21 protein-coding genes are annotated in these 25,789 nt (G+C 67.8%); 12 read left to right on the top strand and 9 right to left on the bottom strand.

The features are described 5' to 3' along the window. The first annotated feature begins 26 nt into the window (after window positions 1-26). Genes IB223_RS09890 through IB223_RS09880 form a run of 3 tightly spaced genes read left to right on the top strand, consistent with a single transcriptional unit; the run spans window position 27 to window position 3,218 of the window. On the top strand, window positions 27-1,058 hold the full coding sequence (locus IB223_RS09890) for an acyltransferase (RefSeq protein ID WP_192201506.1): 1,032 nt from the start codon (window positions 27-29) through the stop codon (window positions 1,056-1,058). 46 nt (window positions 1,059-1,104) lie between these two features. Then, window positions 1,105-2,592, top strand: coding sequence for an oligosaccharide flippase family protein (locus IB223_RS09885; protein ID WP_192201505.1), 1,488 nt, complete (start codon window positions 1,105-1,107; stop codon window positions 2,590-2,592). Beyond that, on the top strand, window positions 2,589-3,218 hold the full coding sequence (locus IB223_RS09880; RefSeq protein ID WP_192201504.1) for a hypothetical protein: 630 nt from the start codon (window positions 2,589-2,591) through the stop codon (window positions 3,216-3,218). The genes IB223_RS09885 and IB223_RS09880 overlap by 4 nt, the downstream gene beginning before the upstream one ends. Window positions 3,219-3,230: 12 nt before the next feature. Here IB223_RS09880 and IB223_RS09875 read toward each other — a convergent pair whose 3' ends face one another. The 6 genes from IB223_RS09875 to IB223_RS09850 are packed head-to-tail and all read right to left on the bottom strand — an operon-like array spanning window position 3,231 to window position 10,014. Further along, window positions 3,231-4,322, bottom strand: a complete 1,092-nt coding sequence (locus IB223_RS09875) for a GNAT family N-acetyltransferase (protein WP_225591062.1) — start codon at window positions 4,320-4,322, stop codon at window positions 3,231-3,233. Between the two features lie 2 nt (window positions 4,323-4,324). Beyond that, the gene (locus tag IB223_RS09870; protein ID WP_192201502.1) at window positions 4,325-5,467 is read right to left on the bottom strand and encodes a GNAT family N-acetyltransferase; all 1,143 of its coding nucleotides are present in this window, start codon (window positions 5,465-5,467) and stop codon (window positions 4,325-4,327) included. Then, window positions 5,451-7,511 (bottom strand): NAD-dependent epimerase/dehydratase family protein, encoded by a 2,061-nt coding sequence (locus IB223_RS09865; RefSeq protein WP_192201501.1) that lies wholly within the window; start codon window positions 7,509-7,511, stop codon window positions 5,451-5,453. Before IB223_RS09865 ends, IB223_RS09870 begins: the two co-directional genes overlap by 17 nt. Then, a complete protein-coding gene (locus tag IB223_RS09860; RefSeq protein WP_192201500.1) occupies window positions 7,508-8,713 on the bottom strand; it encodes a glycosyltransferase in 1,206 nt (401 codons plus the stop codon). Before IB223_RS09860 ends, IB223_RS09865 begins: the two co-directional genes overlap by 4 nt. Further along, window positions 8,706-9,317, bottom strand: coding sequence for a class I SAM-dependent methyltransferase (locus IB223_RS09855; protein ID WP_185742035.1), 612 nt, complete (start codon window positions 9,315-9,317; stop codon window positions 8,706-8,708). The genes IB223_RS09860 and IB223_RS09855 overlap by 8 nt, the downstream gene beginning before the upstream one ends. Before the next feature lie 25 nt (window positions 9,318-9,342). After that, window positions 9,343-10,014 carry a J domain-containing protein gene (locus IB223_RS09850; RefSeq protein ID WP_192201499.1) on the bottom strand — a complete coding sequence of 224 codons (672 nt, stop codon included), beginning with the start codon at window positions 10,012-10,014 and terminating at the stop codon, window positions 9,343-9,345. A 185-nt stretch (window positions 10,015-10,199) separates the two neighbouring features. Between IB223_RS09850 and IB223_RS09845 the strand changes: the two genes are divergently transcribed. The 9 genes from IB223_RS09845 to IB223_RS09805 all read left to right on the top strand — a co-directional run bounded on the left by IB223_RS09845 (window position 10,200) and on the right by IB223_RS09805 (window position 20,319). Beyond that, window positions 10,200-11,267 carry a polysaccharide deacetylase family protein gene (locus IB223_RS09845; protein ID WP_225590992.1) on the top strand — a complete coding sequence of 356 codons (1,068 nt, stop codon included), beginning with the start codon at window positions 10,200-10,202 and terminating at the stop codon, window positions 11,265-11,267. 21 nt (window positions 11,268-11,288) lie between these two features. Further along, window positions 11,289-12,584 carry an O-antigen ligase family protein gene (locus IB223_RS09840; RefSeq protein ID WP_192201498.1) on the top strand — a complete coding sequence of 432 codons (1,296 nt, stop codon included), beginning with the start codon at window positions 11,289-11,291 and terminating at the stop codon, window positions 12,582-12,584. Next, the gene (locus IB223_RS09835) at window positions 12,581-14,134 is read left to right on the top strand and encodes an oligosaccharide flippase family protein (protein WP_192201497.1); all 1,554 of its coding nucleotides are present in this window, start codon (window positions 12,581-12,583) and stop codon (window positions 14,132-14,134) included. Before IB223_RS09840 ends, IB223_RS09835 begins: the two co-directional genes overlap by 4 nt. After that, window positions 14,131-15,477 carry a phenylacetate--CoA ligase family protein gene (locus tag IB223_RS09830; protein ID WP_192201496.1) on the top strand — a complete coding sequence of 449 codons (1,347 nt, stop codon included), beginning with the start codon at window positions 14,131-14,133 and terminating at the stop codon, window positions 15,475-15,477. Before IB223_RS09835 ends, IB223_RS09830 begins: the two co-directional genes overlap by 4 nt. Before the next feature lie 7 nt (window positions 15,478-15,484). Next, window positions 15,485-16,636 (top strand): glycosyltransferase, encoded by a 1,152-nt coding sequence (locus IB223_RS09825; RefSeq protein WP_192201495.1) that lies wholly within the window; start codon window positions 15,485-15,487, stop codon window positions 16,634-16,636. A 30-nt stretch (window positions 16,637-16,666) separates the two neighbouring features. Further along, window positions 16,667-17,308: a polysaccharide deacetylase family protein gene (locus IB223_RS09820; RefSeq protein ID WP_192201494.1), complete on the top strand. Its 642-nt coding sequence runs from the start codon at window positions 16,667-16,669 to the stop codon at window positions 17,306-17,308. Between the two features lie 109 nt (window positions 17,309-17,417). Then, on the top strand, window positions 17,418-18,605 hold the full coding sequence (locus IB223_RS09815) for a hypothetical protein (protein WP_343227204.1): 1,188 nt from the start codon (window positions 17,418-17,420) through the stop codon (window positions 18,603-18,605). Then, a complete protein-coding gene (locus IB223_RS09810; protein ID WP_192201493.1) occupies window positions 18,602-19,393 on the top strand; it encodes a glycosyltransferase family 2 protein in 792 nt (263 codons plus the stop codon). Before IB223_RS09815 ends, IB223_RS09810 begins: the two co-directional genes overlap by 4 nt. A gap of 2 nt (window positions 19,394-19,395) precedes the next feature. Beyond that, window positions 19,396-20,319, top strand: a complete 924-nt coding sequence (locus IB223_RS09805) for a glycosyltransferase family A protein (RefSeq protein WP_192201492.1) — start codon at window positions 19,396-19,398, stop codon at window positions 20,317-20,319. A gap of 9 nt (window positions 20,320-20,328) precedes the next feature. Here IB223_RS09805 and IB223_RS09800 read toward each other — a convergent pair whose 3' ends face one another. From IB223_RS09800 to IB223_RS09790, 3 genes are all read right to left on the bottom strand, one after another. Then, window positions 20,329-22,338, bottom strand: a complete 2,010-nt coding sequence (locus IB223_RS09800) for a heparinase II/III family protein (protein ID WP_192201491.1) — start codon at window positions 22,336-22,338, stop codon at window positions 20,329-20,331. 275 nt (window positions 22,339-22,613) lie between these two features. Continuing rightward, window positions 22,614-24,476, bottom strand: a complete 1,863-nt coding sequence (locus tag IB223_RS09795) for a hypothetical protein (protein WP_192201490.1) — start codon at window positions 24,474-24,476, stop codon at window positions 22,614-22,616. A 10-nt stretch (window positions 24,477-24,486) separates the two neighbouring features. Next, window positions 24,487-25,788, bottom strand: coding sequence for an outer membrane beta-barrel protein (locus IB223_RS09790; RefSeq protein ID WP_192201489.1), 1,302 nt, complete (start codon window positions 25,786-25,788; stop codon window positions 24,487-24,489). Window position 25,789 lies beyond the last annotated feature (1 nt).

Raw genomic sequence — 25,789 nt, 5'->3', positions numbered from 1 at the left:
GAGTCATGCCGATGCAGGGGAACAGGGTGGGTCACGAAACGTCTACGCCCTCGCGGATGGTGGAACTGGACGCCCTGCGCGGTATCGCCGCTGTCGCCGTGCTGGGTTACCACTTCACAACGCGTTATCAGGAGCAGATAGGCCATGCCGGCGGCATGGCGCTCGACCTGCGGGTGGGCAAGTACGGCGTCTACCTGTTCTTCCTGATCAGCGGTTTCGTGATCTTCATGACGCTGGAGCGCACGCGCAACGCGATGGATTTCGTGGTGTCGCGCTTCTCCCGGCTCTTTCCGGGCTATTGGGCGGCCGTCATGCTCACCGCCGCCGTGGTGTATGCCGCCGGGCTGTCGATGCAGCAGCTTCCGCTTGGGGCGCTGCTGCTCAATTTCACGATGGTGCAGGAGATCCTCGGTGCCGAGCATCTGGATGGGTCCTACTGGACCCTGCAGATCGAGCTGTTCTTCTACGTGCAGATGCTGTTCTGGTTCGTGGTCGGCCAGCTCAGGCGCATCCACTGGATCATTGGCGGATGGCTGCTGTTGGCGACGGTCGAGGGCCTGTGCGAGAAGCATCACTGGCACTTCTCGTACTGGGTGCGGGAACTGCTGGTCCTGCGCTTCATTCCGTTCTTCGCGCTGGGCATTCTCTTCTATCGCATGCATCGCCATCCGGGCGAGTGGCGGCTCAACTTCGTGATGGTGCTGTTGGCGCTGCTGGCCATCGCGATCGGCGAACGGCCGGTGTTCCTGCCGGTGGCGCTGGCCTGCTGCGCGATCTTCGCGCTGTTCCTCCGGGGCGGGCTGGGATTCCTCGACACGCGCCTGTTCGTGTTCCTGGGCAGCATCTCGTATGCGCTGTATCTGGTACACCAGGCCATCGGCTTCGTGGTGATCCATCAGCTGGAGCAGCGTGGCGTGCCGGCGTTGCTGGCGTGCGCGGTGGCGACTGCGGTGTCGCTGATCCTGGCGGTGGGCCTGAACCATGGCGTCGAACGGCCGATGATGGCGTGGATGCGCGAAGGCTGGCGGCGGCGCGGGATGCGCCTGGAGACGACGTGAGCGATCATCCGTTCATCGGATACTTGCATCGGCACGGGACGCTTGCTTGAACGATCACCGAAAGATCTTTTCCGGTGCCGCACTCGGCATCATCGGCGGCCTGTCGGGACGCGCCGTGGGCCTGGTCGGAACGTTGCTGATCGCGCGCCACCTGACGCCGGACATCGTGGCCGAAGTGACCGTGGCCACGGTCATCGCGCTGACCGGCAACTGGATCGCCGCGTGGGGGTGCGGCCAGTATGTCGTGGTCCGTGGGGGCGAGGGCAGGGAGGCCATCTTCGCCGCGAGCATGGTGTACCTGCTTGCAGGCATCGCCATGATCGCAGTGCTCTGGTGGGCCACACCGACGCTCGCGCTTTGGCTGCAGGCCCCGCGGGTGGCCGACTACCTGCCTGGCGCCCTGCTGGGCATCGGTATCCGCCGCCTCGGCGCGATGCCGGACAAGCTGCTCGCACGCGAGCTGCGCTTCGGACGGATCGCGCTGGGCACCGCGCTCGGCGACGTGGCCTATGCGGTGGTGGCCGTCTCGCTGGTCAGCACGACCACGCTGGGCGGGCAGGCGATGATCATCGCCTTCATCGTCCAGTCCTGCGTCATTGCCGGCGCGACGATCACGGCCACGCGCCTGCGCGACTGGCTGCTGCCGGTGAAGGTATCCGCCGCGCGGCTGCGCGACATTCTCCGCTTCGGCGCACCGATCACGGGCGAGATCGTCCTCAGCGAGGGTGCGCGCTACTGGGACAAGCCCTTGATGTTCCGGCTCGTGGGCGCGCATGACGCAGGCAGCTATGGCATGGCGTTCAACCTTGCGCAGTTGCCCGCGGTCTATGTGGGGGGACATATCGGCACGGTGATGGTGCCGGCCGTGACGCGCGCGCCGCCACAGGAGCGGCCTGCACTGATGGTGCGCGCGCTGACGTTCGCGGCATTGCTCCTGTTCCCGATGTCGGCGGGCCTGGCGATATGCGCGCCCACCCTGGTCGCCGCGCTGCTGCCCCCGGCCTGGTCGCAGGTCGCGCCGTTGCTGGGCGTGCTCGCCCTTGCGTCGCTGCCCGGGACGGGCAGCTTCATCCTGTCCGCGTTCCTCGCGGCACACGCGCGCAATCATTGGCTGATGTGGATCGAGGTGGCGACGATGGCGACCCTGGTGTCGTCGTTGTGGCTGCTGTCGAAGGGCGGTGTGCTGATGGCGTCGGGTGCCATCGGCGTGGCTGCGCTCGTGCAGTGGCTGCTCACCGTCAGGGCATGCCGCGCCGACGGCCTGCGCCTGCAGGGACTGGCGGCGCCCTGGCTGCGCATCGCGCTGGCGTGCGTGGTGATGGGGGCGGCCGTGCTGGCCTGGCGGTGGGCCACGCAGGCGCACCTGGCCATCGGCTGGCGGCTGGCGGGCGAAGTGCTGGTGGGCATGGTTGTGTATGGTGGTGCGATGTGGGGCGTCGGGCGCGACCTGGTCGGGGACGCGCTGGCGGGACTGGGGATGTCGCGTCGGCGACACCTCGAAGATCGGGTGCGAGAAGGGGAAAGCACACCATGATTCATTTCGATGCCATCGCCTTGCTGCGACGGCCGGCGGCGAAGCAGTGCACGATGGCGCTGTCGGAGGAGCAGCGCTTCGTCGAACTGCGGGAAGCGGACATGGACCGCCTGGTGGCGGCGTATCGCGCGAACGGCATGTCGGGAAAACCGGAACGCATCCTGCGGCGCTATCGCCACGGCATGCGCTGCTTCGGCATCCTCGAGGGCGAAGAACTGGTCGCATGGTTCTGGGCGCTGCACGGCGTGCCGCGCTACATGGACGAACTGGCGTGGCTGCTGCCACTGACGCCCTCCCAGGTATGGTTGCGCGATGCGTTCGTGGTGCCCAAGCGGCGCGGGAGGCGCCTGCTGGTGGCGATGATGGGGCAGGGGATGAGCGTCGAATCCACGCCGATGGAGTATTTCTCCGACGTGAGCGTGTCCAACCGGCCTTCGCTGCGGGCCCACGATGCGATGGGCTTCAGTCGCTTTGCGACGGTACGCAGCCTGCGGATTGGCGATGCATGGTTCTGGCGCAGCCTGCCACCGGAGGAATTTCCGGCACCGACCATGATCAGGCCTGCGCAACGCCGCCTGCGTCTGACGGCCGAAGAGATCGCCTGGCACCGCGAACAGATCGCGTGATGCCGGGCGGCGTCAGTTATCGTGCCCTCGCCTGTACGCGAGCGGGCGCAACGGGCGCGCCGCGGCGATCAATCCACGCGGCAGTCCTCCCGCGTGCAGGATGCCGGAGATCATGGGCTGGCGGTCCGGCAGCAACTCGCCCATGTAGGAATCTTCGTGAGCCTGGCTGTCGAACAGGGCCAGCTCTGGCCATCGCCCGTCCAGGGCCTGCAGCAGGTGCCATTCATTGAGTTTGCCGGGGCTGGCGTTGGCGAAGTCCGCATCCCAGCCCGTCTTGAATCCGCTCAATACATTGCCGCACAGCAGGTTGCTGCTGGAAGCCACCACGCGGTCGCCGCACAGCGTTTCCACGAACACCATGTGGCCGCGATCCGCCAGGCGCGCGCTGGCTTCCAGGAAGAACGTGCGCTCCGCGCCGGATGCGAGCATCGAGCTGCCCTGTGCGCCCTTCCAGCCCGCATCCTCCAGGGTCAGGTGGCGGCTGGCTGCATGGGAATCGGCCTCACGCCCTTCGAGGATGCGCAGGCTGACATCGCCGCGTTCCTGCAGTCGACGCGACCGTCGACGCAGGTCCTTCGCCACGTTCGGCCGGACCCGCGCGGCGGCCGGCACATCACCCGGAATGCGGCGCAGTACCGGTCTGCGCGAGAAACCGGTCTGGCTCCAGCGCAGTCCGGTTCCTTCGCGCAACGCCGCCCACAGTTCGCCGTCGGCGGCCGCGTTGTGCCACACGATCGCGCGTTCGCGCCAACTGCCCCGGTGCATCAGGCGGGCGAAAGCGCCGGCGATGGCGCCGGCCTCGCCCGGCAGGTGCAGGCTGCCGGACTGGAACGCATGCAGATGCCGATACGCGCGCCAGTGCGGCATCGGCACGAACAGATTGGCGGCGCGTCGCTGCAGGCAGGTCAACGCCAGCAGATCGCTTCCGCGCTCGATGGTCAACACCACCGGAGGCGCATCCGGCGTCAGCCAGCGCGCGGCCGCTTGCACGAAACCCGGCAGCAGGAAGGGCACGGAGGCTGCGGTGGCACGCGCCAATCCGTCCCAGGCTTCGAAGTCGGCCGCGGTCAGTTCGTCGAGCGTCCGCAGCCGCGTGCGCAACATGCTCACGGCAGGATCTCCTGGCCATGCCGGCGGCGGTACAGGTCGACGATGCGTGCACGCCAACCCACCCGGTCCACCGACAGCCATGCCATGCGGCCTTCGGCCATGGCCAGCGAGCGCTTGTACTCGGCGTTGCCGGCCATCAGTTCGTAGCGGTCGAAGCCATGGCCGGCGAACTCGTTGATGGCCGTGCTGAGCAGCAGCAGTCCCGGGCTTCCCGTGCCGCCGATCTGCCGGTAGTTGATGCCGGCCTGATAGAAATACGCGATGCCGCGCCAGACCAGGTGGTACAGGTAGCCCACGATGGTGCCGCCTGACTCCAGGCGCATGAGATGGACGCCGGTCTCCTGCGTGGAGGCCGCGATCAGGGCGTGGTGGAACGCGATGATGCGCGGATCGGCGAACGCGCCCTGTTCGCCGGCATCCTCGTCCCAGTGCGCCTGATGCAGGCGGACCAGTTCGTCGAAGAATTCCACCCGGTCGGCGAGCGTCACCGCCGTGCAGCAGGCCAGTGGGCCGAACTGGTCGATCAGCTTGCGAGCCGTGCGGCGCAGGTTGGCGCGCGTGCGGCTGCCCGGCACGGTGGTGACGTAATCCTGGTGGCCCAGGCGCAGGCTGGCCAGATCGACATACGGGGTCGCGCTGCTGGTCCGCTGCAGGCGAAGGCGCGGTGAGCGCAATCGCTCCAGCGGGAGTGCGTCCATGTCGATGCCCGGCAGGTAGAGCGTCAGCCAGTGGCGCTCATGGCGTTCGAAGTGGTCGACGCAGGCGACCAGCACATCGTCCTCGTGTCCCGCGAGCGACAGCACGCCATTGAATTCGACGGTGATGCTGTCCGCCACGCGATCACCGACCTGGTGCAGGCGCACATGCTTGAGCCCCAATGCGAACCAGCGCCGCTGTTCCACCACGATACCCAGGCCGACCACGCGGCCCTCGACATGCACCGACAGCAAGCGCGCGCGCCGCAGCGGGCACAGGGTGCGAAGCCAGGTGCCGATCCACATCCAGCTCTGGAAGAAGCTGCCACGCGATTGCTGCTCGAGGGCCCGCCATTGCGTTTCCAGCAGGTCCAGAGGGGGCAGCTGCTCCACCCGCACGTCATGCCGGGCAGACGGCGTCACGCTGTCACCCGAACGTCGCATCCAGTCCCCTCTCCACGCCCACCCGCGGGGTCCAGCCCAGGTCCGTGCGCGCGGCCGTGGTGTCGAAGTTCGCCAGTGGCCGCAGCGAGCGCACGCGATAGCGTGTCAGCGGCACGTCGCGACGCAGGATCCTGCCCAGCTGCTCCACGCCGAAGCCCAGCGTCATGAACATCCAGCGCGGAACCCGCACGACCTTCACTTCGTCGCCGAGTTTCCGCTTGCAGCGGGCCAGGTAGTCGGCCTGGGTGATGTGCGAGGTGTCCACCACGTTGAACAGCGGTCGCGCCGGTGCCGGTGCGTCGGCCGCGCACAGCAGCGCGTCCACCACATCGTCCACGTACACCAGCGGCAAGGCCTGCGCGCCGTCGCCGACGGCGACCCAGCGACCGGCCAGGGCGATGACGCCGTTCGGGGTGACCTTCTCGGCGCCGGGCCCGAATATCTGGCCAGGACGCACGACGATGGCAGGCAATCCCCGCTGCGCCACTGCATCCAGCACCATGCGTTCGGCCGACAGCTTGGTCTGGGTGTAGGCACCGCGCCAGTCAGGATGCGGCTCCAGCGGCGACGCTTCGGTCATCACCGCATTCACGTCGCGTCCCGCGTGATCGAACACGCTCATCGAGCTGACGTACACCAGCCGCTTCACCGAAGCGTCGACACAGGCATCGACGATGTTGCGCGTGCCCCAGACGGTGCCGGCCTCGAAGTCGCGCGGTCCACCACGCATCGCAGCGCCCACGTGGTAGACCAGCGGCACGCCGTCGACGGCATGGCGCACGATGCGCGGGTCGCCCAGGTCGCCGATGACGGTCTGGATATCCTTGTCCTGCGCGAAAGCCGCCACCGGGCGACGCACCAGCACGCGCACCGTCCTGCCCTGTTCGCGCAGGCGTGCGACGACGCGCTTGCCGAGGAAGCCGGCGGCGCCGGTGACCAGCACGTCCGCCGGCGGAAGCGCGGCGTAGCGCGATTCCAGCAGCGCGATGCGCTCCGCATCGGGCGCCGCACAGACTGGTTCCAACAACTGCGCGATACGCAACGCGTCCTCGCCAGTAAAGGGAGGAGATGCGTTGTCGCGCGCGGCGCGTGCGAACTCCGCCGCACCCCGCCGGATGCCGGGTGACGGCTTGAGCATGCCGGTGGCGAACCGCACCACGTTCCATGGCACGCGGAACACGTCCTTGCATGCACTGGCGAAGGCGTTGACCACGATGCCGATGAACTTCGGCCCGGGCAGCACCCGGTGGATGCGGCATGTCTGCAGGAAGCGGTCCACCTCGATCGTGCCGCGCGTGCCGCGCACGAACACGCGGTTCTCCATCGGCCGGGCGTTCCACGACAGCAGCAGGCGGCCCACGCCATCGCGCGCCACCGCATGCGCCTGCCATTCGTCGAAGTGCAGGTTGGGGTCGGTGCCGCGGGCCTGGCAATCCACGCGCAGTTCGCGCACCGGCCCAAGGAAGGCTTCCAGGGTATACAGGCCATGCACGCCCAGGTCGCGGAACGGATACGAGCCCTGGGTGACCGAGCCCGGCAGCGGGCCACCGGCATACGGCGGATACTCCGAGTTGCGCACGATCTCCACCGACACCACGTCGCCGATGCATCCGTCGCGCACCGCCTGCATGGCCTGCATGAGCACGGGATCGAAGAGGTCGGAATGGTTCACGCCGAGTTGCAGCTTGCGCGTGCGTGCGGCGGCGATCATCGCCTCGCAATCGGCCACCGTATCGGCCATCGGCTTTTCCACCAGCACATGGCATCCCATGTCCATCGCCCGCAGGGCGATGGCGGCATGGAAGGCAGGCGGCGTCAGCACGTAGACGGCCTGGGGACGCTGGTCCGCCAACTCGTCCAGATGGGCCGCGACGCGCGGCACCTTGAAGCGGTCGGCCAGCGCCTGCGCCGCGGTGAGGTTCGGGTCGCAGATGCCGACGACATCGACGAAATCCAGCTCGGCCAGGGCGGCGAGGTGATGGGTGGCGACATAGCCCGCGCCAACGATGGCAACGCGCAGGCGGGTGGAAGCGGGAACGGTCATGGGGCAGGGGTCATCATGGAGGTATGTGGTCGGTGATCGAGCGCGTGGATCACGGTGGCCAGCACGTCCTCGACCCGGCGGTCCCAGGTCTGCGCTGCCACGGCGGCGACGCGTTCGTCGGCAGCCTCGCGGCTGTCGTCGCGCAGTGCCTGCTCGAGGGCGGCGAGGAAGCCGCCCCGGTCTTCCGCAATGCGGACCCACTGCGCGAACTTCGCGATCTCGGGGTTGTACGTGCTCACCACGGGCTTGCCGGTGGCCAGGTACTCGCGCAGCTTGAGCGGGTTGGCGTTGGCGACCTGGCGGTTCATCCGGTACGGGATGATGGCGGCGTCGAACGCCTTCGCCCATTGCGGGAGCGTGGGGTAGGGTTGGGGACCGGCCAGCCGCACATTGGGCAGTGCCCGCAGCAGAGACACATCGACCGCCGGGTGGCCGACCAGCAGGAAGCTCCATTGCGGGCGCTGTTGCGCCAGCCACGCGATCAGCTCGATGTCGATCCATTCGTGGATCGAGCCGATGTAGCCGATCACGGGTCCCTTCAGATCGCGTGCGCCTTCCGCCACGGGCGTGTCGGGCATGCGCGCGGTGAGGAACAGGTCCAGGTCCACGCCGTGCGGGGCGTACGTGGCCGTGGGGTTGAGCGCCTGTTTGAGGGGCAGCAACGACGGTGGCGCGACGAACAACTGGTCGGCCTCGCGGCTGAGCGCCTCGTCGCGGCGACCGATCAGGTCGGCATCCACGCCGGGATGCGCCGCGTAGTCGTCGATGCAGTAGTACACGCAGAAGTCCTCGCCCAGGCGGTGCGCGAGGAAGCCCGGGTGGGGGACGACGAACCACGACAGGTAACGGGTGATGCCGACCATGCGCAGCGCGCGACGCACGGCCCAGCGGCTGAAGAACCGGTTGAAGACCTCCACGCCGGGAATGCGCCGGAACGGCAGCTGCGGCACGGTGCAATGCCAGAAGCCCTCGCGGATCGGTACCGGCGGCCGCAGCGCGGCGGCCAACTTGCGCCATGCGCGCTTGAGGTCGCGCCCGGAGGTGTTGGGCGCCCGCATGCCCGGGGAGTCCACGTAGAGCACGGGCATGCGGTTCGCCAGGCGTGTGGCGACGTGGTGGCTGCTGGTCCGGTTCTCCGCGTTCCAGTCGTTGCCGAAATAGACCACGCCGCGCCCCTGCAGCGCGGTGGACGGATCACTCATCACGCCACCAGCCGATGAGCCAGGCGGTGCCGCCATGGTGGATCCAGGTCTTCTGCAGGCCGGGAATGGCCTCGACGTGCGGCCCCACGCGGCCGCACGCCGGCGCGAAGAACGTCACCAGGCCACAGCGGCCGAGGTGACGCATGCGGGCGATCGTGGCCGCAGGATCGCTCAGGTAGTACAGCACCTCGCAGGCGGTGACGAGGTCGAAGCGGTGACGCTCGTCGCCCCACGGTTGCTGGAACAGGTCGGCGGCGGCGAAGTGCGCCTGCGGCAGGCGAAGGCGCGCGCGTTCCACCGCGGCCGCACTGACATCCAGGCCGTACTGTTCGTCGCTGAGGCGGGCCAGATGCTGGGTCTGGTGTCCTTCGCCGCATCCGATCTCGAGTACCGAACCCACGCGGCCGAACGCCTGCTCGATGACACGGTTGGTGGCTTCGAAGCGGGTGCGCTCCATGGCCGAGTCCATGTTCCATGGATCCTCGACGCGATAGGCCAGATCCAGGCGCGCATGGTTGTCGTTGCCGCCCACGCCGCGCAGCGCGTACTTCATCCACAGGCGACGCTGGGCCTTCTTCAGCAATCGGGCGGTATCACTCCACATTCGCGTGTCCTCTTTCCTTGTCCGCTCAGCCGCACGCGGCCGGGCCACGTGGGCCCTCGGTTGCCTGGTGCGCGGAGTCACGTCCTGCCGGCAGCGGACGCGAAGGTGCGCTGTACCAGCCGGTGATCCTGTCGCATTCGATGTCGATCCACGAAGGACCGTAATGCCAGCGCGCAGCATGCTCGGTTGTCGGCTCGCCCAGGATCCTGCGCGCCTGCCCGGTGTCCATGCCCAGTTCGAGCTGTCGCGCGGCGCGTGGCTGCCATGCTGCTGCGGAGGCATCGCCGGGGCCGGCGGGATCGAGGGTGGGGACGGAGGTGCGGTTGGCGCCCAGCCAGTACAGCAGCGCGGCGACCAGGGCGCCGATCAGCAGGTAGCGGCGTGAGCGGGGCGGCGAGGGTGTTTCGTCGTACGCGGGCATGTCGTGGGCGACGGGTTCGGCCTGGGCCGGGGCGTGCATGCTGCGCCGTGGTGCGGAGGCGCCCGGCAGCCGTCCATGCACGCGGTGGAAGTCGAGGGTCGCTTCGTACAGGCGATTCAGACGCTGCAGTCGCGGCAGGTCCGAGGCATCGCCCTGCATGTCCGGGTGCAGGGCCGCCACGCGCCGGCGATAGGCCTGCTTGAAGGCGGCCATGCCGCATTCCGCGTCCAGCCCCAGCTCTTCGTACATGCTGACGAAGTCGGTATCGTCCGACATTGGTGACGCGCCCCTGTATCGCCGTCGGCGCCTTCTTGGCGCGTGATGTCTGCTTTCCCAGCTATACGCGTTCCGGGGCGCGATCCGGCCAGTCCAGGGGCTGGCCGCGCGCGCCGGCTTTCTACGTATTCACCAGCACAGGCAAGGTTGCCGAACTGCGGATGATGATGGCCAGGGGATCATCGATGAGCGTCGCGGCGCGCGTGGGGCGCCGGCAGCTGTTGGCACGCTGGTGCCATCGGCTGGGCGCGCTGCCATTGCTGAAGCGCGTGAGGCCGGGGGCGCACGGAGAAGTGCGCGTGCTGGCGTACCACCGCGTGCTGGAGTCGTCCGACCCGCAGGGTTTCAGCTTCGATCCGGAGTTGATCAGCGCGTCCGCGGACGTCTTCCGCCAGCAGATGCAGCACCTGAAGGCGAATTTCGTGCCGATGCGCTTCGACGAGGTGCTGGACCATCTCGATCGCCGCAGGCCCTTGCCTGCAGGCGCCACGCTGATCACTTTCGACGACGGCTACGACGACAACTACCGCATCGCGTTCCCGATCCTGCGCGACCTGGGCATGTCGGCGATGTTCTTCGTGTCCACGGGCCACATCGATTCCGGGCGGCCGTACGCGTACGACTGGCTGGTGCACATGCTGTGCTCGGTGTCCGACGGCGCGCGCCTGCAGGTGCCCGAACTGGGCATCGACTGGGCGGTGGAAGCCACGCTGACCGGGCGCCGGCGACAGGCTTCCGACTTGCTGTACCGGGTGAAGCTGCTGGATGACGACGAGCAGGCGGCACTCGTTGCCCGGCTGGAAACCACCTGGGGCATCCCGCGCACCGTGGGTCACCCGGATTGCCGGCCCATGACCTGGGACCAGCTGCGCGAGATGGAGCGTGGCGGCATGGAGATCGGGTCGCACGGCGTGGACCACCGCATGCTGGCCAAGCTGTCGCTGGAGCGCATGGTGGGCGAGGTGCGCGATTCCAAGCTCGCGCTGGAGCGTGAACTGGGTGTGCCCGCGCGGGTCATCTCGTATCCCGTGGGCGGGCCCGATGCGTTCAACCACGACACGGTCGAGGCGGTTCGCGCAGCGGGCTTCGGGCTGGCGTGCAGCTACGTGGCCGGCGTAGGCCGGCTGGGGCCGGCCACGCAGTTCTCGCTGCCCCGCCTGCCGGTGGAGCGACACATGGACATGCCCTGGTTCCAGGCGATGATGGCGCTGCCGGAGCTGTTCACCTATGCCTCGCGGCTGCGCACGGGCTGAGGCAAGGAGCGACAGGGGACCATGTTCTTTTTCTTGTTGGTGTACCTGATCCTGGTGCTGATCAGGCCACAGGACTACCCGGCGGTGGCCGAATCGCCCGGGCCGCCCCTGCAGTCCATCGCGCTGGTGCTGGCGGCGGGCCTGTGGGTGTTCTCGCAGCGCAAGTCGTTCAACCAGCCGCAGTACCTGCTGATCCCGATCTTCCTCTTCATCGCCATGGTGTCCAAGGTGGTGAACGGCTGGGCGGGCGGTGCGCTGTTCGTGTTCTTCGTGTTCGCCCCCGTGCTGCTGGCCTACGTGCTGCTCGCCAATGCCGTGGATACGCGCAAGCGCATGCAGGTGACGATGGGGGTGTTCATCGTGTGTGCGTCGGTGCTGGCGGTGCACGGCATCGACCAGGCCAGCACGGGCATCGGCTGGACCGGCGTCGAGCTCTCGCAGGGCACGCGCATCCAGTACGTGGGCATCTTCAACGACCCCAACGACCTGGGCATGTTGTTCGTGATGTGCCTGCCGATGGCCTTCTATCTGAGCGCACAGGGTGGCTGGCTGGGGCTGAAGCGGCTGTTCTGGTGGACCACCATCGTGTTGCTGGTCTGGGGCTGCTACCTGACCAATTCGCGCGGCACGCTGCTGGCGCTGGTGGCGATGCTGGGCGTGTACGTCTGGCGCACGCGCGGCCTGTTCCTGGCGGGCCTGATGGGCGCCGGCGCACTGGGAGGGCTGATGATGCTGCCCTCGCGCATGCAGGAAATGGATGTGTCCGAAGCCTCCGCGATGGGACGCGTCGAATCGTGGTACGAGGGCATCCAGATGTTCATCGGCAGTCCGGTGTTCGGCATCGGTGCCGGCGGCTACTCGGACCTGCATGAACTGACGGCGCACAACTCCTTCGTCCTGGTGCTCGCGGAAACGGGCATCGTGGGTTTCACCGTCTGGCTGGCGATCGTGGGCTACTGCTTCCGCATGATGCTGGCCATCGTGAACCGCGGCGACGACATCATCGACGACGTGCCGCTCGAGGTGCCCGACGATATCGCGCTGAAGGAATGGAGGACCGACAAGGCCTTGAGCCTGAGCCTGCTGTTGTCGCTGACCGGCTTCTTCACGGCGGCGTTCTTCCTCAGCCGCAGCTACGTGATCATCCTGTACCTGCTGGTCGCGCTGGTCGTCGGCCACTACACGCGCATGCGGTCCACGTACCCCAGCCTGCCGCAGTTCTCGCTCGACAGGGACATCATCCGCTGGCCCCTTATTGCCGTAATCGGCGTTATCGGGCTGTATCTGACCGTGAAGGTCCTGTTGGCCCTGGCATGAACTCCCGCTCGCGCACGCTCAGCAACACCCTGTTCTCCTCGGTGGGCATGTACACCGAGTACGTGCTGGGCATGCTGACGTCGATCATCATCGCCAGGCACCTGGGACCGGAGGGTTTCGGCACCTACAGCCTGGTGATCTGGCTGGTGGCGATGGGCGTGGCGACCACCAACTCGGGCACGGCCAGTGCGGCGATCAAGTTCATCGCCGAACTGCGCGGATCCGGGCACCTCGAACAGATCCCCTACGTGCTCACCTACCTGCGGCGCGCGCAACGGGTGTTCATGCTGTTCGTGCTGCTGGCGGGCGCCGCGTTGTTCATCTTCGCCGGCGACCATGTCGCGCCCGGCATGAACCACACGCTGCTGCTGGGGTTCCTGATCCTCGGCGTGGTGCTGCGCTCGTCGTACATGTTCAACATCGGAGTGGCGAAGGGCTTCGAGAACTTCCGCGCCACCGCGATCGTGGCGCTGGTGTCCACCCCCATCAACCTGCTGCTCGTCATCGCGGCGTGGCAGCTGGACGCGCCGGTGGAATGGCTGCTGGCGGTGTTCTCGCTGTCGGGCATCGTCTTCTACGTGGTGTCGCTGCGGCAGATCCGTCCGCTGCTTCCGCCACGCCAGCCCGGCGTGGTGCTGCCGCCGACACTGCGTGCGCGCATCGGCCATCACATGCGCTGGACGGCGCTGACCGTGTCGGTCAGCTTCCTGGTGGCCAGCGAGGTGGAGGTGATGTTCCTCAACCTGTACGCGGACAGCCATGATGCCGGCCAGTTCAAAGTGGCTTACCAATTGGCGGTCGGCGCGGCGGCGCTGGTGCCGGGGGTGTTCGGCGCGCTGCTGCTGCCGATGATGGCGAGCGCGCTCAGCCAGGGCAGGGAAGTCGCAGCGCGGCGCTTCGCCGGCACCACGCATTACCTGTCGCTGCTGGCGACGCCGCTGATGGCGTTCGGCCTGGTATTCGGCGACGACGTGATCCACCTGTTGTACGGGCCCGAATACTGGGCGGCGGGTCCGCTGTTCTCGGCCTGCCTGTTCGCCACGTGCCTGACCACGATGGCGCAGGGGGCCTCCAGCATGCTGGTCAGCGCGGACCGGCAGCGCAGCATCCTGGTGCTGGCCGTGACCAGCGGCGTGCTGAAGCTGACGCTGTCCGCCGTGCTGATCGCGCACTTCGCCCTGGTGGGCGCGGTGATCGGCTATCTCACCGTGGCCCTGGTCAACGCCACGCTGTACATCTCGCTCGCGGTCCGGGTCAGCCATGCACGGCTGGCCTGGGGCGCGCTGGGGCGCGTGCTGTTGGCGGGCGCGCTGGCGGCGGCGCTGGCGTGGCCGTTGCGGGGGCATCTGGTGCCCTGGGCGGCGGTCCTGCTGGGGGGCGTGCTGCTGGTGCTGTCGTATGCGCTGTTCACGCTCCTGCTGCGCTGCTGGAGCCGGGACGACATCGAGCACCTGCAACTGCTGCACCGCCGCTTCGCCGCGGGTCGTCCTCGGATGGGCGCGCGCCTGCTGGCGTGGGCCCACGAACGTGCGGGGGAAGGCGCCTCATGACGGGTCTCTACGAACCCCTGTTCCGCCACGTGCTTTTCCCCGCGTACGAATCCGGCTTGCGCGGGCGCAAGACGCTGTCGTACCTGCGCGAGTACGAGCGCCAGCAATGGCTGGCGCCGGAGCAGATCGATGCGCTCCAGTGGCAGAAGCTGCAACACCTGCTGCGCCATTGCTGGGAGCACGTGCCCTACTACCGGGACACCTGGGCCGGGCTTGGCATTGCCGCGCCGGAGGACATCCGCGATCCCGCGCACTACGCTCGGCTGCCCGTGCTGGACAAGCCCACGATCCGCGCCAACTTCGAGCGCTTGATCGCCGGCCCGCAGCGGGCCGGCCTGCTCTACAAGACCACCGGCGGCTCGACCGGCGAACCCCTGAAGTTCGGCTACACGCGCGACAGCTATGAGCGCCGCGTCGCGATCATGTGGCGTGGCTACGGATGGGCCGGTGCACGACTGGGGCAGCGCACCCTTTACCTGTGGGGCACGCCGCTCGGCGCGCAGAAGCGCAAGGACCTCCTCTACCACGGCGCCTTCAACCGTCGCATGCTCAATGCCTTCGAGATGGACCGCACGCGCATGGCGGAGTACGCCGATGCGATCGATCGTTTCCAGCCCGAAACCATCGTGTCCTACGTCGCGCCCATCGTGGAGATGGCGGACTGGCTGATTGCCACCGGTCGCCGGGTGCATGTGCCGCTGCGCATCCTGGGTGCCGCCGAGGCGCTGCATGACGCGCAGCGCACGCGCATCGAGCAGGCCTTCGGCGCGCCGGCCTACAACACCTACGGCTGCCGCGAGTTCATGCTGATCGCCGCCGAATGCGAGCACCGAGATGGTCTTCACGTCAACGCGGACCATCTGAAGGTGGAACTCGGCCATGGCGAAAGTGTCGGCGGGGAAGGGCCGCGCGAACTCGTGATCACCGACCTGCACAACCTGGGCATGCCGCTGCTCCGCTACGTCAATGGCGACCTCGCCACGCCCGGCCACGGCCGCTGCGCTTGCGGACGCGGACTGCCGCGGCTGGCGCGCGTGGATGGACGCAAGCTGGATGCGTTGCGCACGCGTGATGGCCGGTTCGTGCCGGGCGAGTACGTGGTGTATGCCTTCCTGGGCGCGACCGGCATCCGGCGCTACCAGGTGGTGCAGAAGCAACTGGATGCATTCGAGATCCTGATCGTGCCGGACGCAGGCTTCGATGCCGGCATCATCGAACATGTGCGGAGCGAACTGGTCAAGGTCGTGGGCGACAGTGTCGCCCTGAACTTCCGCCTCACGGACGAGATCCCGCTGACGCCCAGCGGCAAACAGCGGGTCACCGTGTCGGAACTTGGAGGATAGGAAGAGCGTGGAGATCGTGCATTTCGTCGAGAACCTTGACCGGGGCGGGCTGGAACGCACCGTGGTGGACTTGATCGCGAGCCAGCGCGAGGCGGGCCACCAGTGCCGGGTCATCTGCCTGTTCAAGCTGGGTCTGCTGGCCAGGGAACTGCTGGCCAGCGGTGTCCGGGTGGACGCCTGCGGCAAGCAGCCCGGCCTGGACCTGCGCGCGCTGCGTCGCGCACGCGCATTGCTGCGGCAGTCGCCCAACGCCGTCATCCACACGCACAACGCCATGGCGCACTACTACGCGGTGATGGCTTCGCTGGGCTTGCCCGTGAAATGCCGCATCAACACCCGCCACGGCATGGGCGGTCGCTCGCGCAGCGGTCGCCAGGAATGGCTGTACCGGCAGAGCATGCGCTTCACCGACTACGCCGTCGCGGTATGCGAAGCCGCACGCGAGCGGTTCGCCGAGGAAGGCGTGCATCCGCGGCATGGCCTGCTGGCGGTGCCGAACGGCATCCGGCTGGAGCGCTTCCGTTCCGCTGGCCCGGATGCACGCCAGACGCTTGCCACCGAACTTGGCTGGCCTGCGGGCAGCCGGATCATCGGAACCGTGGGACGACTGCAGCCGGTGAAGGACCACGCGTTGTTGCTGCGCGCCTTCGCCAAGGTGCGCATGCAGGTGCCGGAAGCGGTCCTCGCCATCGTCGGCGACGGTCCGTTGCGCGAGGCGCTGGAAGCGCAGGCCACGCAGGCCGGACTGGCGGACGCGGTCAGGTTCCTCGGTGATCGCCATGATGTGCCGCGCCTGCTCATGGGCATGGAAGTGTTCGCGCTGTCGTCGTCCAGCGAAGGCTATTCGATCGCGCTGCTGGAGGCGTGCGCCGCCGGGCTTCCGATCGTGGCCACGGATGTGGGTGGCAACCGCGAGATTGTCCGCGAGGGTGTGAACGGCCGGCTGGTACCGTCGGGGGATGCGGCCGCGCTCGCCACGGCGTTGATCGCGCTGCTGCGCGGCGGCGACCGTGCCGCGACGATGGGTCGGGCAGGGCAGGCGTGGGCGCAGGCGGAAGCCTCGTTCCGCACCATGGCCGAGCGTTACCATGGCCTCTACGAGGATGATGGCCAGGACATGTCGTCCGGTGCGATGGCCGTGCAGGGACGCATCTCATGAAACTTTGCGCTTCCCGGTAACCTGATCGCCATGAATCCACGTCCACGACGCCTGAAACTGCTGCGCTTCCTGCCGAACGGCTGGTTGTCGACCGCCGGCCCGAGCGGGGAGCGGCGTGCGTTGTACCTGACGTTCGACGATGGCCCGCATCCTGCCCATACGCCGCCATTGCTGGACCTGCTGGCGGAGCATGATGCCAAGGCCAGCTTCTTCCTGGTGGGGCGCGAAGTGGAGCGGCACGACGCGCTCGCGCGCCGCATCGCCTCGGAAGGGCACACGCTGGGCAACCATTCGTACTCGCACCCGGTCTTCGAATCGCTGACGCTGGGGCAGCAGATGGAAGAGATCGATCGCACCGAGAAACTCCTGCAGGGCATCGATGGCCGCGCACGCCACGCATTCCGGCCACCCCGCGGCGTGTTGAGCGTGCCGATGCTGGCGCGGCTGGTGGGTCGCCGGCACCGCATCGACTACTGGTCGTATGACAGTCTGGACTACAGCCGCCGTCCGGTGCCGGAGTTGCTCGAGACGATCGAGCGCCATCCACCGCGCGGTGGCGACATCATCCTGATGCACGACGACAGCGACCATTCGCTCGAAATGCTGCACCGCCTGATCCCGGCATGGAAGGCCCAAGGCTTCGATCTCCGCGCCCTCCCGCACGTGCATTGACCCTGCCGCACACCGGCAAGGCGTGGCCGGTGCATCCGCGTTGTCGCGTTTTCTGGAGTGACGATGGCGCGACCACGCGCCGGCAACGACAGGGGGATGCTTGGACGGTGTGATGTGGCTGGCGGGGCTGGCCGTCGTGATCCTGGCGACCGTGCTGGCGGTCTGGAAGTTGCTGCGTTCGCGCAACATGGAACTCTGGATCGGCAACTACCTGCGGCGCCCGCGCATGCGCGCCGTGGAGGGGCCCGTGCACGTGATGTTCTGCTTCGTCGACCACTTCGAGCCCATGTGGCATGGCGCCGATGAAGCGACGCAGCGCGAGCGCGTGGACCGCTGGTGCCGTGACTACCGCACGCTGGCCGGACGCCACCGCGATGCGGATGGCCGGCCGCCCCAGCACAGCTTCTTCTATCCCGAAGAGGAGTACGTGCCGGAGTATCTCGACAAGCTCTCCGCGCTGTGCACCGACGGCTATGGCGAGATCGAAGTGCACCTGCACCACGACAACGATACCGAGGCCAACTTCAAGGAAGGCATGTCGCGTTTCTGCCGCGTGCTGCACGAACGCCATGGCGCGCTGCCGCGTGATCCGGCCACGGGCGAACTCCGTTTCGGCTTCATCCACGGCAACTGGTGCCTGGACAATTCGCGGCCCGATGGCCGCTGGTGCGGCCTGGACAACGAACTGATCCTGCTGCGCGAGCTGGGATGCTACGCGGACTTCACGCTGCCTTCCGCACCCAGCGACACCCAGACCAGCACCATCAACAGCATCTATTACGCCACCGACGATCCGCATGCGCCGAAGTCGCACGACCAGGGCGTGCCGGTCCGCGTCGGCGGACAGGCGAGTGGCGACCTGATGCTCATCCAGGGGCCGCTGGGCCTGAACTGGAAGGATCGACGCATGGGCATCATCCCGCGCATCGAGAATGCCGATGTGCGCAGGGGCCAGCCGCCGACGCCGCAACGGGTGGATGCCTGGGTGCGCGCCGGTGTGCACGTGCAGGGCAGGCCCGACTGGCTGTTCGTGAAGATCCATACCCACGGCACGCAGGAAGGCGATATCGATACGCTGCTCGGTCCTCCGGTTGATGCGATGCACGACTATCTCGAATCCGCCTACAACGATGGCAAGCAGTACGTGCTGCATTACGTCACCGCGCGCGAGGCCTACAACATCGTCAAGGCCGCAGAGGCGGGCATGCAGGGCAATCCTGGCACCTACCGCGACTATGCGTTGCCGGCCCCGCGCGCATCCTGGGCAGGCGGCAAGATGGCACAGGCGGCCGCGTGACGGACGCTCCGCCAGCCGCCCCGCTGGATGCGCCGATGGTCAGCGTGGTGATGCCCGTGTACAACGCGCAAGCCACGATGCGCCGGTCCATCGATTCGGTCCTGCAGCAAAGCCACGCGAACCTGGAACTGCTCCTGGTCAACGACGGCTCGCGCGACGGTTCGCCGGCCATCATGGACGAGTACGCAGCGCGCGATCGGCGCGTGGTGGCGATCCACCAGGTCAATGGGGGCGTCGCGGCTGCACGCAACCGGGGGTTGCAGGCCGCGCGCGGAAGCCACGTCGCGTTCCTGGACAGCGACGACTGGTGGACGCACGACAAGCTCGCCCTGCAACTCGAACACATGCGGCGGACCGGCGCGCGCGTGTGCTACACCGCCTATCAGCGCGTGGGCGAGGATGGCAGGCCATTGGCGACCGTGCTGCCCCCGGCGCGCGTGGACTATGCCGGCATGCTCTACAGCAACCGCATCGGCAACCTGACCGGCATCTACGAGCGCTCGCTGGGCGAGGTGGCGTTCCAGAAGATGGGGCATGAAGACTACGTGTTCTGGCTGGATCGGGTGCGACGTGCCGGCCATGCCGAACGCGTGCCGGATGAGCGGCCGCTCGCGTACTACCTCGTCCGGGAAGGTTCGGTGTCGTCGAACAAGTTGCGTGCCGCCGGCTGGCAGTGGCGGATCTACCGCGACATCGAGAGCCTGCCCTGGCCGCGGTCGGCGTGGTGCATGCTGCACTACATCGCGCATGCGCTGCTCAAGCGACGTCCCGTCTCAAGGCTGGCGTGACCATGGCATCGTCTTCCCCCGTGACGGTGCCGGACTACGCGGTGGTGATTCCGGCGTACCAGGCCGCTGCCACCCTGGCACGCGCGCTGGACAGTGTCGTGGCGCAGACCCTGCCGCCGCGCCAGATCGTGGTGGTGGACGATGGCTCCCCCGATGGCGACGAGATGGCGCGCATCGTGGCGGGCTATGGCGGTGTCGTCGAACTGCTGCGGCAGCCCAACGGCGGACCTGCCAGCGCGCGCAATGCAGGCGTGCGCGCGACATCGGCGCCATGGGTGGCATTCCTGGATGCGGACGACACCTGGTTGCCGCACAAGATGCAGGCACAGATGCCCTTGGCGATGGATTCGCGTGCCGGTCTTCTGCATGGCAGTGCGCGAGAGGACCGCCTGGCGCTGCCGGCGGAGATGGATTTCGACCTGCTGTGGCGGTGCAACCGGATATGCACCTCGATGAGCGTGGTGCGCCGTGACGTCTTCGATACGCTGGGTGGCTTCTTCGAAGCGCGCGAGCTTATCGGTGCCGAGGACTACAGCCTGTGGTTGCGCATCGCGCACGCAGGCTGGCGGGTGCGTGCCTGCCCTGGCCTGGTGGGCCGTTACACGCCGGTGGAAGGCAGCCTGACCAGTCGTATCGAACGCTGCGCCGCTGCGGAGATCCACAACGCGCAGACGCTGGGCGAACAGTTGTCGCTGCCTGCCGCGATGGTGGCGTGGAAGGTGCGGGTGATCCGTACGGAGTTCGCCCGCCACCTGATCCATGCGCGCCGGTTGCAGCCGGCACGCCACCTGCTGTTGCCGGCGCTGGTCGCACGGCCCACGCTGGAACGCCTCAGCCTGATGTCGATCAGCTGCATGCCCATCCCCGTGCTGGACATGCGCCGCCGCCTGCGTGCGCGCGGGCGGCGGCCTCACCCCTGCCCGTGACGGGGCAGGTCAGATTTCGCTCAGTTCGACGACATAGCCGGTGGTGCCGCCCTGCACGTCGATGCGGAAGCGCGCGCCATCCTCGACGTACTTGCCCGAGCTGAAGTTGCTGTTGATCGTCGCGTTGGCCGGCTCCAGCACGCGTACGCGCAGGCGGCCCGCCGTGGCTTCGCGGCTGTTCACCAGTGTCGGCGCAACCGGCACGTTCACCTGGAACGTCGCGGTGGTGCCGCTGGTGATGCTGAAGCTGTCGCGGACGGTCAGGCGGCGGTTGGCGAAGGTGAAGTTGCGCTGCCAGTTGGTGACCGCGTCGCTGTTGCAGAACGCCGGGGTCAGGTTGGCATCGGCGGTGAAGGCGCCGCCGCTGCCGGGATTGACCGTGAGCGTCGAGGCCCGCGTGGTGGATTCGCACTGGCGTGCCACCGTGCCATTGCGCACGAAGCGCACCAGGTTGTGCACATCGGTGCCCTGGTTGATGCCGCTGTGGCTCCAGATGTTGGCGGTGACCGCCAGCCAGTCGCCGGAGAACAGCGTGAACGAACCCTGGTCCTGGTGGGCGTGGCTCTCGTTGTAGGGTCCGGCCACGATCGCCAGCCACATCGCATCACGCGTCCATCCGGTACGCGCGAACAGGTGTCCGGTACCGCGGGCGTGGTAGACCAGCTCCGACGGTACGGCGGCCGTGGTGCCGGCAGGCAGCAGGTCGTAGCGATAGTTGAAGCCGGAGCCCATGCGCGCGATCGAGATGTTGTTGAGCCACCAGGTCGCTTGGTTCTGCACGACCGGATTGGTCGCCACCGAACGGGCCTCCAGCATCAGGCGGCGGTGGTAGTCGTAGATGTCGGGAACCGAACTGCGTGCCTGGTCGCCGATCGGCGCGAAGCGGTCCAGCGTGGGCACCGTGGCATGCACCCAGTACGGGATGCTGTCGGACGCATGGCTGTTGGCGTTGGCCAGGTCGGTGCCGGTGGCATCGCGCCAGATGCGGTACAGCGAGAACAGCCGCATGTGCGAGGTCCCGTAGCCGGTGCCTTCGCTGCTGCCGCCGCCGGGCAGCCGGGCGAAGTAGGTCTGCAGCGCAGGCAGTTTGTTGTCGCGGAGGAAGTTGAACCAGGTGCTGTTGCCGCTGGCCAGCGCCCAGTACATCGTCGCTTCGACGAAGCTGTAGTAGTAGTTGTTGCCGGGATTGCTCACCGACCAGCCGGACCACGGATGGCTGCGACCGCCCCATTGGGCGTTGTTGTAGTTCCAGATGTTCCACACCGCCTGTTCCGCGTATGCGGACCAGCGGGTGCGCTGGCTGGCCGTGATGCTGCCGCCGCAGGCAGTCATGGTGGCTGCGACATCGGCGATCATCGGGCCGACCTCGAGATAGGAATCCCCTGCCACGGCAGGACGGCCGCCACCGGCGATCGCGGATTCCGCCGCGCTGACCTGCGCCTCGACCATGCTGACAGCCAGCGTGCAGTACTTGGCCTCGGGCGAAAGCTGGTACATCAGCGCGGCCTCGGCGGCACTGAAGCCGTAGCCGCGGTTGCCGCCCACGGCCGCATCCACCCAGCCCTTGAAGCGGGTGTAGGCCGCAGAGGTCTTGTCGACCGCCGGCACCGGCATGGGCAGGTTCACCAGCCGTGGCCGGGAGGAGTTCGAACTGATCCGTCCGCCGCTGCTCAGGACCGGGGTTGAATCCACGGTGGGCGCAACCGGCGTGAGGACGACGGGATTGGTCGTGCTGGCGCCCTGTGTGCCGATGGCAGCGCGTTCGCGCGCACGGCGGGCGAGCCGGGTGTTGGCGGAGGCGCGTGTCCAGAAGCGCAGGACGTGGTCGCGGGTATCCTGGCGCAACTCGGCGAAGTCATCTTCGGCCTGGATCCAGGCGTGGGATGCGAAGGCCTGGGCACGAAGCCCGAACAGGCCGCCGGCGGCGCTGGCAGCGGTCAGGGCGGTAAGCGATGCGGCGCCCAGGAACAGGGCGATGGGCAACCGGCGGGTGCGGCGGGGGGAAGCGGGCGTGCGCAACAAAGGGGTTCTCCTGGCAAGAAAACCGCGCACGAACGAATTGGAAGACGACAGCCCTCGAGGCTGGTGACTACCCGCTGCAGCGCCCCCTCGCTACATGCGATCCGCGCAACGGCGGGCGGATCATAACGTGGGGCTTCCGTCAAAACGGACGGGCTGGGTCACAGAAACGCAGGTTGGTTCAGCCGGCGGCAGGGGAGGTCACGGGCTCGTGAGGACGGCTTTGCGACGCGCCGCACTGTTTGCGCCGCTTGCGTCGCCCGATACGACCCGGGTCATTTCTCGCTGAGTTCCACCTTGTAGCCGGTCTGTCCGCCCGAGACATCCACCCGCCAGCCGCGCCTGAACTCCTGCGCGTCATCGTCGCTCCAGGTGTGGACACGCAGCATCGCATTCGCGGGCTCCAGCACGCGGATGCGCAGCCGCCCGGCGATGGCTTCGTTCCCCTGGACGGTGGGGCGCTCCGGAACATTGACCTGGAAGATCGCACGGGTCCCCGTGCCCAGCCGGAAATCGTCCTGCACCAGCAGCTTGCGGCCACCGAACTCGATGCGCCGCTGCCAGGACTGCAGGGCCGGATTGTCGCGATACACCGGGGTCAGGTCGGCCGTCGCGGTGATGCCGCCATCGGGCCGCGGCGTCACGGTCACGCGGGAGCGCGAGCGCGGTGTTTCGCACTGGTGTACCACGGTGTCGCCGCGCGGCGCCGCGCATTGCTGCGCGTCCGGATTGGCGCGTTCGAAGCGCACCACGTTGTGCACGGGCGTGCCCTGCTGGATGCCGCTGTGGCTCCAGATGTTCTCGGTCACCGCCAGCCAGTCGCGTGCGAACAGAGTGAATCCGCCTTGTTCCTGGTGCGCGTGACTCTCGTTGTAGGGGCCGGCGACGAACGACATCCACATCGCGTCCTTGCCCCAGTCGCTGCGCGCGAACAGGTGGCCGGCACCTTCAGCGTGGTAGACCAGAGCCGGGGGCGGATCGCCGCCATCACCGGCCGGCAACAGGTCATAGCGACTGTTGAAGCCCTGGCTCATGCGCGGCACCGAGATGCTGCGCAGCCACCACGACGACATCGCGCGCGCATCGGCATCCGTCGTCAGCTGGCGCGCTTCCAGCACCAGGCGGCGGTGATAGTCGAACAGTTCGGGTATCGAACTGCGCGCCTGGTCGCCGATCGGCGCGAAGCGGTCCAGCGTGGGCACCGTGGCATGTATCCAGTACGGAATGCTGTCGCGCGCATGCGTGCTGGCCGTGGCCAGGTCCTCGCCCGTGCTGTCCTTCCACAGGCGGTAAAGGCCGAACAGGCGCATCTGCGCAGCGCCATAGCCGGTGCCTTCGCGGCTGCCGCCGCCCGGCAATTCGGCGTAGTACGCCTTCAACGGCGGCAGGCGGCGTGTCTTCAGCTCGTCCATCCAGGTCTTGCTGCCGCTGACCAGCGCCCAGTACATGGTCGCTTCGATGAAGCTGTAGTAGTAGTTGTTGCCGGGATTGTCGATGGACCAGCCGGTCCATGCGTGGGTGCGTCCGCCCCACTGCGCCCGGCCCGGGTTCCAGACGTTCCACACCGCCTGCTCGGCAAGGGCGGACCAGCGCTGCCGCTGCGCGGCATCGATCATGCTGGTGCAGGCGTGCAGCGTCATCGCCAGGTCCGCGATGCGGGGACCGACCTCCAGGTACGAATCGCCGGCGATCGCGGGGCGCGAACCGCCTGCAATCGCGCTCTCGGCTTCAGCGACTTCCTTTTCCACCATGCGGACGGCGAGCTTGCAGTACTTCTCGCCCCCGCTGAGCAGGAACATCAGGGCGGCGTCGCTGGCGCTGAACGCATAGCCCGGGCTGCCCGATACGGCGGTGTCCACCCAGTTGCGGAAGCGGCCGTACTCCGGCGACCTGCGATCGACGAACGTCAGGTCGATCTTCAGCTGGTCGGTCCCTGCCGTTGCGGGCGGGGAGGCAGGCGCGGCCGTCGCCTGCGGCGCATCGGCGGAGGCCTGTGTCGCGCGGGGCTCCTGCGCCGCGGTCGTCTCCGGTGCATCGGCTGCACCGCAATGGCCGATGGCGGCTGCCAGCAACGCCAGCGTCAGCAACACCGCACTGGGAATGCCATGCGTCTTCAATCTGGAGGGCGTGGCGCGCATGCCGGACACCTCAACGGTTGGAGTAGGCGATGCTCAGGTAGATCAGGTTCTGCGAGACGCTCTGGCCAATGTCGGTGCTGTCGCGCTTGTAGCGCTCGGCGTGCAGGCGCGCCGACCAGCGGGGCGCCCACTGGTATTCCAGGCTCGCGCCCACGCGCGAGGTCTCGTCCTCGCGGTTGAGCTGCGTGTAGTCCAGCCGTTCCCAGGTGGCGTAGCTTCCCAGCGTCAGCGAACGACGGATCAGCCACTGCAGGTCGAAGCGCGCGCCGCGCGTCTTCTGGTCGAACGTATCCGAATCCACGTAGTCGCGCTTCTGTGCGTACGGGGTGACGGAAAAGGTCAACCGCGTGCCCGTGTACCGGTAGCCGAGGTCGATGCTGCGGACCTCGTACGGTGAGGCATTCACCACCGCGTCGCCGGTCAGGACGTTCTCCGGCACCGTGGCCTCGGACTGGATGCCGGTCAGTGCATCTGTCGCGGTGTCCGAGAACTGGCTGGACACGGCCGCGATCAGCTGGCTGTGCGGAGACAGGTTCCACTCGGCATCCGCGCGCAGCAGCGGCTCGGAGCGCGACTCGCCCTGCCGGTAGTCGATGCGCGAATAGCCCAGGTCCGCGCCCAGTTCGAAGTTGGCCAGCGTGCGGACATAGCGTCCGTAGATGTCGTAGCGGTTGTAGTCGCGGGCCACGATGTCGTCGTCGAAGTCCACGCGCTGCGCCTGCAGGTTCAACGATACGCGGCTGGTGGGCGAGAGTTCCTTGATCGTGCGGACCGCGGCGGCGAGGCGCTGCGAATTGAACTCGTCGGTCACTTCGGCATCACTGTGCACGTAGCGCAGCTCGGCCTGCCCGTGCAGCGAAGACGTCCAGTTGAACAGCACCGTCGGACCGGCGGAGAACACATTCACTTGCTGGCGGTTGCCCGGGCCATCGGGTACCAGCGAGTCCACCGGCTGCACCGTCAGGTTGTCCTCCACCACGAAGAACAGGCGCTGCGGGATGGCCACCCAGTTCATGCGGCCGGAGAGCGTGCCATCGACGGTGTCGGCGAAGACGTCGTCCTCGTAGTCGCGGTACTCGGCGCGCCCGTCCAGGCTCAGCTGCAGCGCCGAGATGTTCTCGGTGACGCTGAAGCCGACGCCGGCGCGCAGGTAGCGCTGTTCGATGGGGTCGGCCGGCACCATCGTCACGTTGCTGTTGTGCTCCATGCCGAGGTCCACGGTGTAATCGACCCGCGCGGCGAACGCGTGGCCGGAGAACGTGGCCAGCACGGAGGCCGCGATGACGGAAACGCGAAGGCGGGTGACGCGCATG

It is taken from the genome of Pseudoxanthomonas sp. PXM03, assembly GCF_014852005.1.
In the GTDB taxonomy this organism is placed as follows: domain Bacteria; phylum Pseudomonadota; class Gammaproteobacteria; order Xanthomonadales; family Xanthomonadaceae; genus Pseudoxanthomonas_A.
The sequence above is the reverse complement of the archived record's forward strand: the minus strand, read 5'-3'. Positions and strand labels throughout refer to the sequence as shown.